The sequence below is a fragment of the Bacillus sp. USDA818B3_A genome, assembly GCF_009928415.1.
GTDB lineage: Bacteria > Bacillota > Bacilli > Bacillales > Cytobacillaceae > Neobacillus.
In genome coordinates this window covers 35,406-51,129 of sequence record NZ_JAABNN010000010.1, presented here as the reverse complement: position 1 = coordinate 51,129, position 15,724 = coordinate 35,406, and the positions used below count along the sequence as shown (strand labels likewise).

The 15,724-nt window shown below is 40.8% G+C and carries 14 protein-coding genes; 2 read left to right on the top strand and 12 right to left on the bottom strand.

Features of this window, described 5'->3' with window-relative positions:
- Window positions 1–25: 25 nt before the first annotated feature.
- The 9 genes from GXK58_RS16560 to gatC all read right to left on the bottom strand — a co-directional run bounded on the left by GXK58_RS16560 (window position 26) and on the right by gatC (window position 11,715).
- Window positions 26–649, bottom strand: a complete 624-nt coding sequence (locus GXK58_RS16560; RefSeq protein WP_160724274.1) for a bifunctional 4-hydroxy-2-oxoglutarate aldolase/2-dehydro-3-deoxy-phosphogluconate aldolase — start codon at window positions 647–649, stop codon at window positions 26–28.
- 67 nt (window positions 650–716) lie between these two features.
- Window positions 717–3,905 carry a glycoside hydrolase family 2 TIM barrel-domain containing protein gene (locus tag GXK58_RS16555; protein WP_337248194.1) on the bottom strand — a complete coding sequence of 1,063 codons (3,189 nt, stop codon included), beginning with the start codon at window positions 3,903–3,905 and terminating at the stop codon, window positions 717–719.
- Between the two features lie 58 nt (window positions 3,906–3,963).
- Window positions 3,964–4,794 (bottom strand): carbohydrate ABC transporter permease, encoded by an 831-nt coding sequence (locus tag GXK58_RS16550; protein WP_160724273.1) that lies wholly within the window; start codon window positions 4,792–4,794, stop codon window positions 3,964–3,966.
- Complete coding sequence (locus GXK58_RS16545) at window positions 4,794–5,726, bottom strand: carbohydrate ABC transporter permease (protein ID WP_160724272.1); 933 nt, start codon at window positions 5,724–5,726, stop codon at window positions 4,794–4,796. The genes GXK58_RS16550 and GXK58_RS16545 overlap by 1 nt, the downstream gene beginning before the upstream one ends.
- A gap of 51 nt (window positions 5,727–5,777) precedes the next feature.
- Window positions 5,778–7,091 carry an ABC transporter substrate-binding protein gene (locus tag GXK58_RS16540; protein ID WP_160724271.1) on the bottom strand — a complete coding sequence of 438 codons (1,314 nt, stop codon included), beginning with the start codon at window positions 7,089–7,091 and terminating at the stop codon, window positions 5,778–5,780.
- A 195-nt stretch (window positions 7,092–7,286) separates the two neighbouring features.
- Complete coding sequence (locus GXK58_RS16535; protein ID WP_202171382.1) at window positions 7,287–8,081, bottom strand: IclR family transcriptional regulator; 795 nt, start codon at window positions 8,079–8,081, stop codon at window positions 7,287–7,289.
- 427 nt (window positions 8,082–8,508) lie between these two features.
- Complete coding sequence (gatB, locus tag GXK58_RS16530) at window positions 8,509–9,936, bottom strand: Asp-tRNA(Asn)/Glu-tRNA(Gln) amidotransferase subunit GatB (RefSeq protein WP_160724270.1); 1,428 nt, start codon at window positions 9,934–9,936, stop codon at window positions 8,509–8,511.
- 15 nt (window positions 9,937–9,951) lie between these two features.
- Window positions 9,952–11,409, bottom strand: a complete 1,458-nt coding sequence (gene gatA, locus GXK58_RS16525; RefSeq protein ID WP_160724350.1) for an Asp-tRNA(Asn)/Glu-tRNA(Gln) amidotransferase subunit GatA — start codon at window positions 11,407–11,409, stop codon at window positions 9,952–9,954.
- Window positions 11,410–11,421: 12 nt separating this feature from the next.
- Window positions 11,422–11,715: an Asp-tRNA(Asn)/Glu-tRNA(Gln) amidotransferase subunit GatC gene (gene gatC, locus GXK58_RS16520; RefSeq protein ID WP_160724269.1), complete on the bottom strand. Its 294-nt coding sequence runs from the start codon at window positions 11,713–11,715 to the stop codon at window positions 11,422–11,424.
- A gap of 197 nt (window positions 11,716–11,912) precedes the next feature.
- On the opposite strand from gatC, the gene GXK58_RS16515 reads away from it, so the two are divergent.
- A complete protein-coding gene (locus GXK58_RS16515) occupies window positions 11,913–12,575 on the top strand; it encodes a lysozyme family protein (protein ID WP_160724268.1) in 663 nt (220 codons plus the stop codon).
- A 6-nt stretch (window positions 12,576–12,581) separates the two neighbouring features.
- Here GXK58_RS16515 and GXK58_RS16510 read toward each other — a convergent pair whose 3' ends face one another.
- Entirely contained in the window at window positions 12,582–13,067 is a 486-nt protein-coding gene (locus GXK58_RS16510; RefSeq protein ID WP_160724267.1) for a VanZ family protein, read from the bottom strand.
- Window positions 13,068–13,157: 90 nt separating this feature from the next.
- On the opposite strand from GXK58_RS16510, the gene GXK58_RS16505 reads away from it, so the two are divergent.
- Window positions 13,158–13,613 carry an OsmC family protein gene (locus GXK58_RS16505; protein WP_160724266.1) on the top strand — a complete coding sequence of 152 codons (456 nt, stop codon included), beginning with the start codon at window positions 13,158–13,160 and terminating at the stop codon, window positions 13,611–13,613.
- A gap of 65 nt (window positions 13,614–13,678) precedes the next feature.
- Here the strand turns inward: GXK58_RS16505 and GXK58_RS16500 are convergent, their stop codons facing one another.
- The gene (locus GXK58_RS16500; RefSeq protein WP_337248196.1) at window positions 13,679–14,119 is read right to left on the bottom strand and encodes a YueI family protein; all 441 of its coding nucleotides are present in this window, start codon (window positions 14,117–14,119) and stop codon (window positions 13,679–13,681) included.
- 281 nt (window positions 14,120–14,400) lie between these two features.
- Entirely contained in the window at window positions 14,401–15,690 is a 1,290-nt protein-coding gene (gene aceA / locus GXK58_RS16495) for an isocitrate lyase (protein WP_160724264.1), read from the bottom strand.
- Between the last annotated feature and the right edge of the window lie 34 nt (window positions 15,691–15,724).

Here is a 15,724-nt window from a genome sequence, read left to right as displayed (position 1 = left end):
TCTCATTTTCATTTTTAGTCACAACTTATCGAACAGCCTCTACCAGTTTTTTAGCCCGATTATAAATCTCGGTAAAGTTTTTCTGCTCTATCAAATTGTCATTTACCAACGTCGATCCAATCCCCAGGGCAAAACTTCCATGATCCAAATATTCCTTGGCATTTTCTACATCCACCCCGCCCACAGGCATGATATTGACGTATGGCATTGGTCCTTTTATGTCTTTAATATACTTTGGTCCAAATGCCCGAATCGGAAACACCTTCACCACTTGTGCTCCTAACTCATAAGCTTTTAAAATTTCAGTTGGCGTTAAAACACCTGGAATCAAGGGAATATTGTAACGATTGGCCATTGTCATCGATTCTTCGTGTAACACTGGTGCCAGTAAGAAGGATGCTCCAGAAAGGATGGCCAGCCTTGCCGTTTCCGCATCGAGGACGGTTCCAGCCCCTACCTGCATGTCTGGAAACTTCCGCACGGCTATTTCTATCGCTTGAAGAGCATTAGGAGTATTCATCGTCATTTCAACGAAACGAATTCCTCCATCATACAATGCGGAAACCACCGATTCTATATCATTTGTTGATTTACACCTTATGATCGAAACGATCTTTTCGTTTTCCATTTTTCGTAAAATTTCGTGCATCGGAATCACTTCCTTTAATCAATAATGAATCCTATTGTCAGTGAACGCACAATAGGATTCACCCAGTCTATATAAATAGTTTTTCAGCCACATCCTCTAACTGAACTTTACTAAGTTCAATAGGAGAGGATTCGTTAATGGAATATGGTTTAAAACGGACTTCGAATTCAAAAGCTTCTGGTCTTAATCGATACTTTTCTAATACATCCGGACCGCAGCTAGAAGAACCAAGACCATGCTGCTTATGATCCAGATTAAAGGTGATGAAGTCCTGCTTTTTCAAATTATAGGTATGATTTGCCTTGTCAAAGTTTTCAAGCGTATAATAGTGAGCACTGAAATCTATTTCAGGATTCCCGATCGCTAATACCCCAAAACCATTAGCTTCAGTTAAGGAAACCCATTTCACCTGATGACGATTTCCATTTTCTTGCGGCCAGACATATGGAGTGTACAAGTCATCCACTTTTCTGGACCATACACCCATTCGGTTCGCCATCCTGCTGTCCACGTACGCTTCACCAGGTCCAAGTCCGTACCAGCTGACATTCTCAAACCGCTTAGGAAGCTTCATTGTTAAACCGATTCTCGGCATGGTCTCCGGCAAATCTCCTTGAGGTTCACCTTTTACTTTAAGGACGACGTCCCCGCTGCCAAAAACAGTATAGGTGTATAGAGTGTTTATTCCCCATGAAAGTCTTGGAGGGGCAATTCGTACCATCACTTGAATATCCACTTTTTTCTTATCAGCCGAAATAGAATACGAAACATCGTCGATTCGGTGCTGCATCCAATGCAGGCCATGATTTTGCCATTCTTGCTTCGAGCTTATGTTTTTCCATTTACCGCTGGCTAGCTTGTCATTGTCTGTCGGTGCTCTCCAAAAGTTAAGCTTTGGCCCTTCCTCCAAAACTTGAATTCCTTCAACGGCCCATGAATCAATCACACCAAATATCTTATCAAAAGCTAACTCAAAGCCGTTTCCGGATACGGTAATCAAACGAGCTGTTTCATTCACTTCAACCGGAAATTGCAGTGGCTTTACTTCTTCGGCCTGGATAGCAGAAACAGGAAGCTTAAATTGCGCCCATGCTATTTCATGCCCTGCTTTTGCCCAGAATGTATCCATTATTGTCAGGAAGTTTAAATTTAGCCAGTAGTCAGTTCTGACCTTTATGTTAGCTGGCAGTACAAACGGAATCATTATTTGCTTTGATTGGCCTGCATGGATACCGTTGATAGGAAGCAAACCTTGATCGATGATTTGGTCATCACAGACAACAGACCAAGACAATTGCAAGTGGTCTAAAGAAATGAAATCATAACGATTCGTTAGTTCTACGATCCCTTTCTTTAAATCAACGATTTCTGCTTTAACTGGTTCAATTACCTTTTTATATTCAACCAATGCTGGAGATGGTGTTCGGTCTGGCATAATCAGACCATCAATGACAAAGTTTGAATCATGCGGTGTTTCACCGAAATCTCCGCCATAAGCGAAATACTCCTCACCGTTTTCCGTTACTTGTCTGATACCATGGTCAATCCACTCCCAAACAAACCCGCCTTGCAGCCTGCGATACTTATAGAAGGTATCCCAATACTCCTTAAATCCGCCCGCACCGTTCCCCATTGCATGCGCGTACTCACAAAGAATATGCGGCTTTGTTAGGTCCTCTCTTTTCCCTAATTCCTCCATAATTTCAACAGCCGTGTACATGGTTGTATGAACATCGGAGGCAACTGGATCTCTGGTTGGATTGTTTTGATCCTCTGTCATGATAAAACGGGATTCACCCTCATAATGGATTGGGCGTGTTGGATCCTTAAATCTGGCCCACTCTGCCATAGCATCATGATTTCTGCCATACCCGGATTCATTCCCAAGCGACCACATAATGATAGAGGCATGATTCTTATCGCGCTCGACCATTCGTTTCATCCGGTCGACATAAGCTTCTTCCCAAGTGGGGTCATCACTGATTTGATTAATATCATCAATCACATGGAAGCCATGACATTCTAAATCAGCTTCATCAATTACATATAAACCATATACATCACACAAATCATAGAATCGCGGATCATTTGGATAATGTGACGTCCGAACCGCATTAATATTATGCAGCTTCATCAAGCGAATATCTTCTAGCATCGAATCTAAAGGAACCGCTCTTCCAAGATCAGGATGATGATCATGCCGGTTGACGCCTTTGATCATAATCGCTGTCCCATTTACCTGCAGCACACCTTCCTTAATTTCAACAGAGCGGAATCCGACTTTAGTTGGAACCACTTCGATAACGTTCCCTTTTTCATCCTTTAATGTAAGAAGCAAATGATATAAATAGGGGCTTTCTGCAGTCCATTTTTCGGGATTATTTATCGGAATCCTGACTGATAACTTAGTATCATTTATTCGGCCAATGTTAATATTCTTCAAATCTTTTACAGTGACTTCTTTATATAAATGATTTAATAACTTGATTTCCAGCTGTAAGTTAGAAACCTCTTGAATTTGTTGATTTGATAGAATGGTTTCAATTTCCAATTCTGCATTCTCATAGTTTTTATCAAGATTTGTTTTGACAAAATAATCCCATACGTGAACCTTAGGCCTCGCATGTAAATACACATCTCTAAAAATACCGCTCAGCCACCACATATCCTGGTCTTCGATATAACTTGCTTCAGACCATTGATAAACTTGAACAGCCAGCACATTTTTCCCTTCACGAATAAACGAAGAAATATCAAATTCACTTGGGAGGCGGCTTCCTTGACTATAGCCGGCTTCCTGGCCATTAACCCACAAATGAAAAGCACTGTCGACCCCTTCAAACCGCAGGAAAACAGCCTCATTTAACCACTCAGCCGGGATGACAAATTCCCGTCTGTAAGAGCCCGTCGGGTTTTCAGTCGGTACACGGGGAGGATCAATAGGAAATGGAAATTGGACATTGGTATAATGCGGCCTGCCATAGCCATGCATCTGCCAGTTCGAAGGAACATAAAGATCATCCCATTCACTGGTATCAAATGTTTCTTCAAAAAATTGCTTAGGTGCTAATTCTGGATTCAGAGCGTAGTTGAATTTCCATTCTCCGTTTAGGAGCTTAAACCCTTGGGCCCTGCCTCTGTCACAGGTTAATGCTTGATGTTCATTTTCATATGAAAGGAAATATGCCCGTTCATCTAAACGATTTTTTTGCAGGACAGATAAGTTTTCCCAAGCTCTTAATTCTTTTGTCATCATGTTTCTCCCATCTATAAATTTATTAAATTGATAACTAGGGTTCATACCGTGGCGGCTCTTATCCCTTCACTGAACCGCTAAACACCCCGGAGACAAAGTGCTTTTGGAAAAATAAGAACAAGATTAGCATTGGCAGCAGCCCAATTGATGCAGCAACCATGACTTGACCGTAATGAACTACCTGCCCTGGCTGAACCATCATGGAAAGCATCAATGGCAGCGTATACATTTCTTTGGAGGATACAACTACCAAGGGCCAGATAAAGTTTCCCCATTGATGCATAAAAGTAATGATTCCCAGTGCAGCACAAGCAGGCTTCATAACCGGAAGGACTATTCTGAAAAAAATACCGAAATCACGGCAGCCATCTATTCTTGCCGCTTCAATAAGGTCATCCGGAAATGCCAACATTTGCTGTCTCATGAGGAACACACCCATTGGAGTAACTAAATAAGGAATAGTTAAGGCATAGTAGGAATCAATCCAATTAAAATTCATCATGATAATAAACATTGGTACTAACATGACCTGGGTTGGAACCATCATCATTAATAGTACGGTATAAAATAACGGGTCGCGTCCTTTAAAACGATATTTCGCGAACGCATATCCAGCCAATGCTGAGAAAAAGATGGTAGTAACTGTGGTAATACCAGAAACTAGTAAGCTATTGATTAATGCTCTCCAAATTTCCCATTGGTCCGTTAATTTAGTTAGATTGTTGATAAAATTCCCGCCCGGGGCAAACGTTGGCGGAACTTTAAAAATTTGTGATTCTGTTAAAGTAGTTGCCGTAAATATCCAATAGAAAGGAAATATAGAAATGGTCACACCCATGAGTGCAAAGATATATAATAATAACTTGTTAAATTCACGTTTAACATGCACTAGATTTCCCCTCCTTTAGATATCTTGATTTGGAAATAAGATAAAATGGCGATAATGGCTGTGACGATATAAGCGCCCGCTGATGCCAGACCAAAATCAAACGAACCAAACGCTTTATCATATAAATAGAGGATGACAGTCTGTGTCTGTTCTCTTGGCCCTCCGCCTGTTAATACGTAAGGCTCAGCAAATAGCTGCAATGTTCCAATAGTAGAAATAATCCCGACAAAAAGAAGGACGGGTTTTAACATTGGTAAGGTAATTTTAAAAAAGCTTGTCAGCTTGCTTGCCCCATCAATACTGGCAGATTCATATAAATCTTTCGGAACAGCCTGGAGGCCTGAAAGAATGATGATTGCGTTGTATCCTGTCCAACGCCAAGTGACAGCAATAATAATTAATACTTTTGCCCAGGTGCCATCGGAGGTCCATTTTACATCTCCCAGTCCGATCGCATTAAGTCCTTGATTCACCATTCCATACTGTTCATTAAAGAGCAGGGAAAATACCAAGGCATATGTAACTAAATCAATTAAACAGGGAAGAAAAAAACCTAGCCTGATGAGCCATTTACCTTTTATTTGTTCAGAGTTAATCACCGTTGCAATGAATGTTGCTAAAATCAGCATAATTGGTACTTGAAGTCCCAAAATTAACCCTGTATTGCCAAGAGAATGCCAAAATGATGGGTCCGTTAATAACATTTTATAGTTTTCTAACCCGACAAATGTCGTTACCCCTGCCCGCCATTTACTAAAGCTTAATACAAAGGAGTAGATAAGCGGATATAACATGAAGACGGAAAAGAGAAGAAAAAAAGGTGTGATAAAAATGTATGGACTCAAATTAAGGAGTTTAAATCTTTTTCCCCTTTTAGCCGGAATTTCCGTATAGGCAGCATTCGTTTGCCTTTCTCGTTCGATTGATGACACCTAATCCACCTCCATTATCGTACCCCTGAAAAGTCAGGGGTACTTCTAACTTTATTTACTAATCTTTAGTCCTGTAGCTTTTGCAGCTTTTTCTTCCGCTTTTTTCAAGGACTCTTTTACATCTTTTCCTTCCATCACGTCCCCAAGAGCACCAACAATCGCATCATTGACGTCTAGGAAATGAGCCCCGTAATCAATGGTTGGAATATTAGTAGAAACCTTACCAAAGAATTCCGATAATGCTACGCCGAAATACTCATCTACTTCTTTAAACTTTTCTGTTTCATAATAAGGCTGCCAAGATGGGAACAAGCCATATTTCATTTGAACATCTTGACCTTCATTCGTCATTAGCGTGTACTCAATAAACTTCCAAGCTAATTCTTTATTTTTTGATTGAGTAGAAATAGCCAAAGTAGATCCGCCTGAATGAGATTGATTTGGACCACCATCAGTAAATCCAGGCATCGGCATAATGCCCCATTTTCCCTTTTGATCCTCTGCTTGTGTCTTAATGGTTCCGGCATACCAAACTGGATATACGGCCGTCGCAATTTTGTTATTAGCAAATGCACGGATTCGGTCGTCCCATGTTGGAGCATCTACTACTAGTCCCGCATCAACAAATTTCTTGAACATATTAATGGCTTCAATATTTTTTTCTGTGGCAAATTGAATATTGCCATCCTGGTCATAATATTGGGCGCCCAATTGGTTCATTAACATGCGGTACATTTCCGCAATATCTTTAGAACTCATTCCTAAAGCAAGCATTTTTACATTGTTTGCAGCTTGAATTTTTTTACCTGCTTCAATATATTGATCCCAAGTTTTGATGGAAGCTGGATCCACTCCCGCTTTTTCAAACATATCTTTGCGGTAATAAATTCCCACTGGCCCGAGGTCCCATGGAAGTCCCATGACCTTGCCATCTTTGTCTTTTACCTGATTAAGAGCAACTTCAGCAAATTCCTGTTCTTTTCCATCTAATCTTGCCGTTAAATCAACGAACTGTCCTTCAAATACATCTAAGAAGTTAGCAAAGTCACGCTGTTGAATTTGCATGACATCCGGTGCTCCTTTTCCAGACGTTAATGGAGGTGTAATACTTTTATAATCACTAGTAACATACTCTATTTTTACTTTTGCTTTTGGATACTTTTTCATGAAATTAGCTGCTTCTTCTTTTAATGAGTCTGCAGCCAGATTCCAGCTAGCTACTGTTATTTCACCTGAAACTTCTCCTTTTGGAGCTGTTTTTTCAAGACCTTCTTCACCTGCAGTTGTTTTTCCTCCAGAACATGCACTTAACAAAGAAATAAGCATGATAACAGCTATGAATATCGAAAAATACCTTTTCTTCATCTAAATACCCCCTCGAAAATGAATAGTCAACACCGCTAGTAATAATCTCAGTTGTTTAATCGTGATCATATTAGATAGTGAAAACAAAACTTTAAATGTTGACCACCTCCTCAAAATGTTTAAGAGATTCATTTTATTAAACCAGAATGGAGTTGAAGCTGGCTCCGGTTAAACAAGATCGGAACCGGAAACTATTTATCCTATTCTATATCCCAGCCCTTTTGATATTTTGCCTGAGCAATCAGTAATTTTCCTAGCATACTCCTTAATCATTGTTTCCTGAAGGCGATAAATGGGGGCTGCTACACTTAGTCCTGCTATCGCCTGTTTATGGTGATTGAAGATCGGAGCAGCAACACAGCGAATACCTAATTCATGTTCTTGTTCGTCGATCGAATAGCCCAGTTGCCGGATTTCCTCTAGATTGGCTATTAATGTTTCTTTAGTGGTATGGGTAAATTCCGTATACCTTTTTAACCCTTTGTGAATTAGGATTTGATTGACCTCTTCTTCGGGTAAAAAAGCCATAATTGCTTTGCCAACACCGGTACAATGGACAGGTGCCCTCTTGCCGATTCTTGAATACATTCTTATCGTCTGAGGGCCTTCAATCTTATCAATGTAAACAATTTCATTATTTTCCATTACTACTAGATGAACGGTTTCTCCCAATTCATTTACCAAATCTTGCAGAAAGGGAGAGGCTACCTTTCGTAAATCAAGGGTTTCTAATACTTGTTCCCCGAGCTCAACAAGCTTTAATCCCAATAAATATTTATCTGTGATTTTGTCTTTATGAACATAGCCAAATGTCAATAATGTAGTGGTTAAGCGATGAGCAGAACTTTTAGCGATCTCTAACCTATTGGCAATTTCAGTAATTCCTAACCCATTGGGATTTTCCTTTAATGAATCTAGTATTTTCAAAGCCCTTTCAACAGATTGAATAGAGGAGTTGCTTTTGGATATCGCTATTTTCCTCACCGCCATTTCAAATTTATACCAAATGTTCCTTATCGTGGAACGACATTCCAATTACACCATCAGTTTATTTTTTAATGAAAGCGTTGTCAATTATGTTTTTAAAAATAATAAAAATTCAGACCTTTATACTGATAGAGATTTCCCAGTTCTCTTTTATACTCAAATTATTAAAAGTTCTATACCCTAGAGTCGAAACTTTGACTATCTTTACTTATTTTGACGAAATCTCCTTTTTCAACTTTTAATCAAACGTTTGATTAAAAGTTGAAAAAACCTTGTTAACGTACAACTTATTTCTAAGGAATGCTAAGAATTTGTCGAGTATTGTTTCGACAATTCCAAGAAAAAAGCAAAAACGCATTGGTGACAGGCGTATGCCAATCGGACTATAAAAAAAACTGGCAGAAACTATATCTGCCAGCCAAGCTTTCTATTATCGTTTTTGCAATTCCTGCTGCAATAATTTATTCACCATCTGCGGGTTAGCCTGTCCTTTAGTAGCCTTCATCAGCTGTCCAACAAGGAACCCAACCGCCTTATTCTTACCGTCCTTGAAATCTTCAACCGATTTCGGATTGGCATCAAGTACCTCTGCGATAATCTTAAGAAGTGTGCCTTCATCAGAAATTTGCACAAGCCCTTTCTCTTTCACGATTTGCTCCGCATCGCCGCCATTTTCAATTAACTCTTTAAAAACGGTCTTGGCAATCTTAGAAGAAATCGTTCCATTTTCAATCAACTTAATCATGCCTGCTAACCCCTCCGGAGTTAACGCCACCTGATCAAGTTCCTTACCCTCGGCATTCAGGTATGCAGACACATCACCCATCACCCAGTTCGAAGCAAGCTTCGCATCCGCGCCGCCGCTGACAGTTGCTTCAAAGAAATCAGCCATTTCTTTCGTTACAGTCAATACTTTGGCATCATAAACAGGTAAGCCGAGTTCTTCAATATAACGCTTTTGGCGCTGGTCCGGAAGCTCAGGGATTTCCGCACGAATTCGAGCTTTCCAATCCTCATCAATATATAAATCAAGTAAATCTGGTTCTGGGAAGTAACGATAGTCGTCAGAACCTTCTTTTACCCTCATTAAAATAGTGGAGCCTGTCGCTTCATCAAAACGGCGTGTTTCCTGATCAATCGTTCCTCCTGAAGAAACGACCTCCCGCTGACGTTTTTCTTCATACTCAAGACCTTTACGGACAAAGTTGAATGAGTTCAAGTTCTTTAACTCAGTTTTTGTCCCGAACTCCTCCTGTCCGACAGGACGAATAGAAATATTGGCATCACAGCGCAGCGACCCTTCTTCCATCTTACAATCAGATACGCCTGTATATTGAATAATTGATTTTAACTTTTCAAGATAAGCGTAAGCTTCATCAGGCGTACGGATATCCGGCTCAGAAACGATCTCAACGAGCGGTGTTCCTTGACGGTTGTAATCGCACAAAGAATAGCCTTTTTCATGGTTCAGCTTGCCGGCATCTTCTTCAAGATGAATTCTTGTAATCCCAATCCTTTTCGTATAGCCATTTACTTCAATTTCAATCCAGCCATGCTCACCAATTGGCTGGTCAAATTGGGAGATTTGATAGGCCTTCGGGTTGTCCGGGTAAAAATAATTCTTTCGGTCAAATTTTGTATGTGTGGCAACCTCGCAATTTATGGCCATTGCTGCCTTCATCCCAAACTCAACCACCTTCTTATTGAGGACAGGCAGCACACCTGGATAACCAAGATCAATTACACTTGTATTCGTATTCGGCTCAGCACCAAAGTGGTTTGGACTGGCTGAAAAGATTTTTGAATCGGTTTTTAACTCAACATGGACCTCAAGTCCAATCACTGTTTCAAATTCCATCGTTTTCTCCACCCCCTACAATTCCGGCTTCTGCTTATGAAAGTCTGTCGCCTGCTCAAACGCATGGGCCACACGATAAATCGTTGCTTCATCAAAATGTTTGCCAATGATCTGCAATCCAAGCGGAAGGCCTGCATCGAAACCGCATGGTATCGAGATTCCTGGTACGCCGGCAAGGTTCACTGGGATTGTTAAAATATCATTGATATACATGGTCAATGGATCATCGATATTTTCACCAATTTTAAATGCAGGTGTTGGAGTTGTCGGTCCAACAATGACATCATAATTAGCAAAGACATCTTCAAAATCCTTTTTAATCAACGTCCGGGCCTGCTGTGCTTTTTTATAATAAGCATCATAGTAACCCGAGCTAAGTGCAAATGTTCCAAGCATAATCCGGCGTTTTACTTCATCACCGAAGCCTTCTGCTCGTGTCTTTTTATATAATTCAATTAAGCTTTCAGCATCTGGAGTACGATAACCGTAACGTACACCATCAAAACGGGCAAGGTTTGCTGAAGCCTCTGATGAGGACAGCAAATAGTAAGTTGCTAAGGCATATTTGGAATGCGGCAGAGAAACTTCTTCCCAGACAGCGCCAAGGCTCTCAAGAACCTTTAAAGAATCCATGACAGATTGGCGGACTGCTTCCGTCACACCTTCACCTAAATATTCTTTAGGAACGGCAATTCTTAACCCCTTAATATCGCCTGTTAAGGCTGATGCAAAGTTTGGAACATCCACATTCGCAGAAGTTGAATCCATTGGGTCTAGACCGGAGATTGCTTGTAATAAAAATGCATTGTCTTCAACTGTTCTTGTAATTGGACCAATTTGGTCAAGTGATGAAGCAAAGGCAACAAGACCAAAACGAGACACACGTCCGTAAGTTGGCTTCATCCCAACGACGCCGCAAAAAGATGCCGGCTGCCGAATCGAACCGCCAGTATCAGATCCTAGGGAGAACAACACTTCTCCAGAGGCAACAGATGCTGCAGAGCCGCCGGAAGAACCGCCAGGCACTCTTTCAAGATTCCAAGGATTGCGTGTTTTTTGGTAATGGGAGTTCTCATTTGATGAACCCATCGCAAACTCGTCCATATTTAACTTACCAATTGTAACGGTTTCTGCTTGCTGCAGTTTTTGAACAACCGTTGCATCATATATCGGGTCAAAATTTTCTAGTATCTTACTTGCACAAGTTGTTCTTAGTCCCTTGGTGACAATATTATCTTTTACACCAATCGGCATGCCAAATAAAAGCCCTTTTGAATCGTTAGTGTTCAGCTTTTCATCAAGTGACTTTGCGGCTGCCCGGGCACGGTCCTCATCCAAGGTTAAAAAGGCTTGTACCTTATCCTCAACTTGGCCAATCCGCTTATATGATTCTTCTACAAGATCAGATACTGTTACTTCCTTCTTATGTATTAATTCATGAAGGTCCGAAACTTTATAATCAAATAGACTCAATTCTTTCACTCCTTACTCTCCCAAAATCGATGGTACCTTAATTTGACCGTCCTTATGCTCAGGTGCATTTTTTAGTACCTCTTCACGCGGCAGTCCTTTTTGTGGAATATCTTCGCGCAATACATTTTTCATATCAAGGACATGGTATGTAGGCTTTACATTTTCTGTATCCAATTCATTTAACTGTTCAGCAAAAGTAATAATCTTATCCAGTTGTTTTGTAAATTTTTCGACTTCTTCTTCCGTAATGGCTAATCGTGCCAAGTTTGCCACATGTTTTACTTGATCCGTTGAAATTCGTGACATCTGTTTGACCCCCTTTTCCCTTTATTATTTTATAATTGATAATACCAAACTTTTCTGCGTTACCGCAATGATTCCTTTCTCAGTATTAACAAATAGAGAGAGTTTTAGATTAAATTTAATAAATTATAAAACCTGACAGCACTAAGCCCCGTCATTTATAATAATCAAAAAAGCTGCTATTTTGGGAGAGTAAGTGGATGAAAAAGAAACGAAAACGGAAGAAATGGAGAACGTTTTTCGTTCTGTTCTTGCTTTTTTGCGCATTGGCATGGTTTCAAAATCACTTTGATAAACAAAACTCCCCTCTGCTTGTAAAAAATGTTGACCCCTTTGCTGAGGTAAAAAAATATCAGCCTCATATCCACGATGAGTTAGCCAAATATGGCCTTGAGGAGCATACAGCCGTCGTTATTGCCTTGATGCAGCAGGAAAGTCATGGTCTTGGCGGAGACCCGATGCAGGCCTCAGAATCGGCTGGATTGGCAAAGGATACAATTAATGACCCTAAACAGAGCATACAGGCTGGGGTAAAGCATTTTCAACGGGTCCTTACTTACGGAACCCAAAAGAAGGTGGATTTCTCAACGATTATCCAGTCATATAATATGGGCATCGGCTATATTGACTACGTAGCACAGCACGGTGGAAAACATAGCGAGGAACTGGCAAAGGAATTTTCCCTGATTCAGGTTGAGAAAAAACCAACCCTTTATAATTGCAGCGGTGATAAAAGTAATTTCCGCTATCCCTATTGCTATGGAGACTTCACCTACAGTACGAAGGTAACCAAAAACATTCAGTTGCTAGCCGATACTATTCCAGTGACAACAGACGAAAAAACACCTAGTGGATCCTTTTAGGATTCATTAGGCGTTTTTATTTTGAGAGCGATTTACGGCAGTCATCAGAAAAATTTTAGCAGGTATATATCCCAGAATACCTCCTAATGTATTGAGGATCAGGTCATCGACATCAAAACTGCCAAATTCGAATACTAATTGAATCATTTCAAACGCTAAACTTAAGCAAAAAGTAGACAAGATGACCCGTCTAAGCTTTTGAAATCGTCTTGAAAGCAATGGTAAGATAAAACCAAATGGAGAAAAACCGATGATATTCCCTGCCAAATTCGCAATGCGGATACTTAGATTAATATCAGCAAGATACATATAAAAATAAATGGTTTTAAAAGGGACAAAGTTATTGTCACGCCAATGGTATTCATCGTATGTAAAGTTAAAGTGTTCAACAATTTGAGAAAGAGGGATATATTTAAACAAGATTAATTTTGACAATATGGCTATATAGACAAGTAGGATTATTAACAGGATGAATTTAAAAATCAGCTTCATTATCACTGCTCCATTTTTAAAGTATCAAACAATACCATACCATAGATGGCAAACGTTGTGTGGATAAAATGAGTGATTGGAGGAATTTGTATGGCAGAACATCATTTTCACTTAAAGGCAAACTGGCCGGGTTTACGGAATGATATTGGCGAGATTGAAGCAGGGAATTTAAAAACGAAGATTTCCATCCCGCCGGAGATGGACGGTCCGGGTGTCGGCACGAATCCGGATGAAATGCTGCTTGGGGCGGCTGCAACGTGTTATATTATTACTCTTGCCGCAATGATGGAGCGCTCCGGGCTGGATAAGGAATCATTAACGATGGACTCTGAGGCCATCGTCGATGTAACAAACGGTGTATTCACGTATAAAAAAATTATTCATCGCCCGCTAATTGTGTTGAAGAGCAATGCGCTTGAAAAAGAGGCGGACTTAGCTGAGAAACTTGCGCGAAAAGCGGAAACCTCATGCATGATCAGCCGGGCCATTCAAGGGAATGTGGAGTTGGAACTGCAAGCAACGGTTGAGATAGCAGCTGAATCATAAGGATATGCGATTATAGACATTTGAAAAATAAAAGTGTGTGATTTTTTTTAATCACACACTCCATTTTATCGTTTAAATAGTTTGGCAAATAGACTTTTCTTCTCTGGAACCTTTTCAAGGATCGGCACTTGTTTGCTGATATAGATTTCTTCCTTGTCAATGGCAGAGCTCATCGCTAATACTAAACCGATGTCGGTCTCATGCTCTTTGTTTGTTACAATCTTATGGCCAATCTTATTCTTAGCTGCTAATTTTACGTATTTGGATAACTCTTCATAGGCCATGTTTCCATTCAGCAATAGCTGCGCTTTCGGATATTCTTTCATCGATTGCTCTACTTGGGGGTACGTTTTTTCTTCAGCAACCTGGCTTTGTGTTAATGCGATAATAATTCGTTCGCGCAGGGTTCCTAGGTATTTTCGCCGCTCTTCTGGTTTTGTTTCTAAAGGCCCATAGATGCCTTGCTGCAGGACATCTTCAACTGTTTTTCTTTCCAAGCCTATCATCTCCATGTAAAAAGCTATTATTATGTATGATAATACCCTAATAAACGTTACAATCCAAAATTGGTTTTGTACACTGGATCACAACAGCGCCTCTACGAGAGTAATCAAATCTTATCCAAGAGTAAATTCATCTTATCCGAGAGTATTACATCTTATGCGAGAATAAACCTGTCTTATCCAAGAGTAAATCAGCTTATCCGAGAGTAACACCACCTCCACCTCCAATTCCAACAAAAGAGCCTTCCCTCCAAACAGGAGAAAAGGCTCCGCCACCCTCACGATTACTTTTTACTAGGACTGCTAAACTGTTCTACTTCTGTCGACCCCTTCAACGCCGTAGTCGAAGACGTTCCACCAGATATCACCATAGACACCTGATCAAAGTAACCTGTACCTACTTCACGCTGGTGGCGTGTCGCTGTATAGCCGTACTGCTCACTATCAAACTCAGCCTGCTGCAGCTCAGAGTAAGCCGCCATACCCCGCTCCTTGTATCCGCGCGCTAACTCAAACATACTGTGGTTCAAGGCATGGAAGCCGGCAAGCGTTACAAACTGGAACTTGTAACCCATTTTCCCAAGCTCCTCTTGGAACTTCGCAATCGTCTCCTGATCCAGTTTTTTCTTCCAATTAAAGGATGGTGAGCAATTGTAGGCTAATAGTTTACCAGGGAATTTCTCATGAATGGCTTCCGCAAACTTCCTGGCTTCCTCAATATTCGGCTCAGAAGTTTCACACCAAATTAAGTCTGCATATGGAGCATAGGCTAGACCTCTGGCGATTGCCTGATCAATTCCTGCCCTTGTAAGGAAGAAGCCCTCTGGTGTCCGTTCCCCCGTAATAAACGGAGCATCATTACTATCAATATCACTTGTAATCAAATCAGCCGCATTGGCATCTGTCCGGGCAACGAGAACGGTTGGAACCCCCATCACATCCGCAGCCAAGCGTGCAGCAATCAAATTGCGCACCGCTGTTTGAGTTGGGAGCAGCACCTTCCCGCCTAAATGACCGCATTTTTTCTCAGAAGACAACTGATCTTCAAAATGAACACCTGATGCACCGGCTTCAATCATTCCTTTCATCAATTCAAAGCAGTTTAACTGCCCGCCAAAACCAGCTTCAGCATCAGCAACAATCGGAGCAAACCAGTCAGTCGAATGGTCGCCTTCTGAATGATGGATTTGGTCTGCGCGCTGCAGTGCCTGATTAATCCGCTTGACCACACTTGGTACACTGTTTGCTGGGTATAAGCTTTGGTCGGGATACATATGTCCTGAAAGATTCGCGTCAGCGGCAACCTGCCAGCCGCTTAAGTAGATCGCTTTTAGTCCTGCTTTTACCTGCTGAACAGCCTGATTGCCGGTTAACGCTCCAAGAGCATTAACGTAATCTTCTTCATTTAGTAGTTTCCACAGCTTTTCAGCACCCTTACGAGCCAATGTATGTTCAATATCCACCGAACCACGAAGCTTAATTACATCTCCAGCAGTGTAGGGTCTGGTAATCCCGTTCCAGCGGCTATCCAATTCCCAGCTTTCTTGTAATTGCGCAGCTCTTTGATCTGTCATTTTAAAATTCCTCCTATTAATCTATTAAAATAAG

Excerpts from the sequence above, each read along its gene's own strand:
- aceA (WP_160724264.1), bottom strand. The coding sequence starts at position 15,690 with ATGACAGATCAAAGAGCTGCGCAATTACAAGAAAGCTGGGAATTGGAT.
- GXK58_RS16500 (WP_337248196.1), bottom strand. The coding sequence starts at position 14,119 with ATGATAGGCTTGGAAAGAAAAACAGTTGAAGATGTCCTGCAGCAAGGC.
- GXK58_RS16540 (WP_160724271.1), bottom strand. The coding sequence starts at position 7,091 with ATGAAGAAAAGGTATTTTTCGATATTCATAGCTGTTATCATGCTTATT.
- GXK58_RS16560 (WP_160724274.1), bottom strand. The coding sequence starts at position 649 with ATGCACGAAATTTTACGAAAAATGGAAAACGAAAAGATCGTTTCGATC.
- GXK58_RS16535 (WP_202171382.1), bottom strand. The coding sequence starts at position 8,081 with ATGGCGGTGAGGAAAATAGCGATATCCAAAAGCAACTCCTCTATTCAA.
- gatC (WP_160724269.1), bottom strand. The coding sequence starts at position 11,715 with ATGTCACGAATTTCAACGGATCAAGTAAAACATGTGGCAAACTTGGCA.
- gatB (WP_160724270.1), bottom strand. The coding sequence starts at position 9,936 with ATGGAATTTGAAACAGTGATTGGACTTGAGGTCCATGTTGAGTTAAAA.
- GXK58_RS16515 (WP_160724268.1), top strand. The coding sequence starts at position 11,913 with ATGAAAAAGAAACGAAAACGGAAGAAATGGAGAACGTTTTTCGTTCTG.
- GXK58_RS16505 (WP_160724266.1), top strand. The coding sequence starts at position 13,158 with ATGGCAGAACATCATTTTCACTTAAAGGCAAACTGGCCGGGTTTACGG.
- GXK58_RS16510 (WP_160724267.1), bottom strand. The coding sequence starts at position 13,067 with ATGAAGCTGATTTTTAAATTCATCCTGTTAATAATCCTACTTGTCTAT.
- GXK58_RS16555 (WP_337248194.1), bottom strand. The coding sequence starts at position 3,905 with ATGATGACAAAAGAATTAAGAGCTTGGGAAAACTTATCTGTCCTGCAA.